Origin of the sequence: Chromohalobacter sp. 296-RDG, assembly GCF_029889885.1 — a bacterium.
GTDB lineage: Bacteria > Pseudomonadota > Gammaproteobacteria > Pseudomonadales > Halomonadaceae > Chromohalobacter.
Genome location: NZ_JARANY010000172.1, coordinates 1 through 1,714, shown reverse-complemented (window position 1 = coordinate 1,714; position 1,714 = coordinate 1). Strand labels below are relative to the sequence as shown.

The 1,714-nt window shown below is 50.5% G+C and carries 2 protein-coding genes; one reads left to right on the top strand and one right to left on the bottom strand.

Annotated elements, in window-relative coordinates; genetic code table 11:
• Nucleotides 1-422: 422 nt before the first annotated feature.
• Nucleotides 423-650, top strand: a complete 228-nt coding sequence (locus tag OP495_RS17580) for a BrnA antitoxin family protein (protein WP_280571057.1) — start codon at nucleotides 423-425, stop codon at nucleotides 648-650.
• 590 nt (nucleotides 651-1,240) lie between these two features.
• Here the strand turns inward: OP495_RS17580 and OP495_RS17575 are convergent.
• Nucleotides 1,241-1,621, bottom strand: coding sequence for a hypothetical protein (locus tag OP495_RS17575; protein WP_280571056.1), 381 nt, complete (start codon nucleotides 1,619-1,621; stop codon nucleotides 1,241-1,243).
• Nucleotides 1,622-1,714 lie beyond the last annotated feature (93 nt).

The following is a 1,714-nucleotide window of genomic DNA, read 5'->3' as shown; positions in this document are numbered from 1 at the left end:
TTGCGTGACCGGCGCTTGCCGTAGCTCTACCGCAAGCAGGCGATAAACTCCTTCTTGAGGCTGCCGCGGGTGATCACATAGAGTGCGTTGTAGATGGCCTCAGACCTGCCGACATGAATCGTTGGGCGACATGCGCTTCATGTGTGCGGGTTGTCTGCTCTGGTGGCCAGTACTTGCGCAGCAGGTGGACCATCATCTTGAGGAGCTCCCCGTCAGGGTGCAGCTTGGGACGCTGGCGAGATCGATGACGCGTCAAGCGGGCCCGGTAGCCCGCCAGACTGGCATCGAAGCCTTTGAAGGAGTCAATCGTGTGGTGGGCGAGCTCTCGCGATACAGTACTGGGTGCACAGCTCAAGTGAGTGGCTCGCATCATCATGATAGCGGCTCGATCTTCAGCAGTGAGATGGCCCTAGCAGTAAGTCATGGCAACACAGTACCTGATGGGTTACGTGTCGCACTTGGTCATTGAAACCGCCAATCCATACGCTAAGAAACTCAAGAAGCAAGTTACGATCCGGCTTGATGAAGACACCATTGCGTATTTCAAGAACCTTGCCGAGGAAAAAGACCTTCCGTATCAGAGCCTCATTAATCTCTATCTGCGCGACTGCGCACAGTCGCATAAAGATCTCAAAATTGAGTGGCAGTAAGCCGTTATCAAGCGCTAGGGCGGCGGTTAGTCGAAGCCACCGGGCTGACAGTGGCCGAAGTGCAAGCATGGCGTGTCGACGACAGGCACTGACCGATTGAGTGGGCAGCGATTTTGGCAGGAGGGAGCTCGTTCCCGATGGTTTTAGCTGCCCTTCATCGCAAACGGTTTTTCGTAAGCGCTTTCCATAAAAATGGGCCGGCAGCGCCGGCCCCAAGCCTTGCCCAAGGACAAGAACGGTACGTAGCAGGGGTGAATGCACCGCTTGATGCATTCGCTACGAGCTTTTTATCGGCAGTGGGAGGCAAGCCTTTAGGAATATTTTGAAATTCATACTCAAACACTAAAGCGGGGATTGTAAGACACTCGTATGTGTACTGCTCAATGCCTTGCGTCATTATCCCAGAAGTGACAGGGCGTCCTGCGGTGCCAATCGCTCTAGGCCGGTATACTCAAGGCACCGGAGCGCTGGACACGTTCCGTGCAGAGTTGGAGCCTGACGGTGTCTCAGATGACCATCTATATCTCCGAGCGCTTGGACAGCTTCATTTTTCTATGTTGCTCAGGTTGATACGGGTATTTTTAATATCTTCAATACGAGTCTCGGTAGTTATTGTCATGTCTTTCTTTTAAAACTTGCTGTGCTGCGGTTTTTTCCTTAAGTGAATTTTTGGAGTTGTCTTTTTCTTCTATTTTTAAAAGCTCATCATACGACATTGTTCTGTATTCATTTTTTATCTCGTTGATTTTATTTGCTTTCTCTTTTAAGGTTTTGAATATAAAGGTGGTCGTTTCTTTGGCGACCTTGCCTCCAATTTCACCTGTCTTTCGCCAGAACCCCATAGTGTCTCCTTTAAATGTGGAGTTAATGCTATCTGTCTGGACAGTTGCGCTTATCATGCTGGTAGCTGCCGCAAACACTACAACGCCTTGCATCAGGGCAAGTCTGAACGTTATGACCTGCTCCGCCACAATGTGAACACCGCTGTGGCCTCGGGCAATTCTTTGCTGTGTGACTGCCTGATCCGCAAATAGAGCATGCCATTTCCTGAATTACTCCTTAAT

What these genes read in the sequence shown, in the direction of transcription:
- OP495_RS17580 (WP_280571057.1), top strand. Translation starts at nt 423, where the DNA reads ATGGCAACACAGTACCTGATGGGTTACGTGTCGCACTTGGTCATTGAA.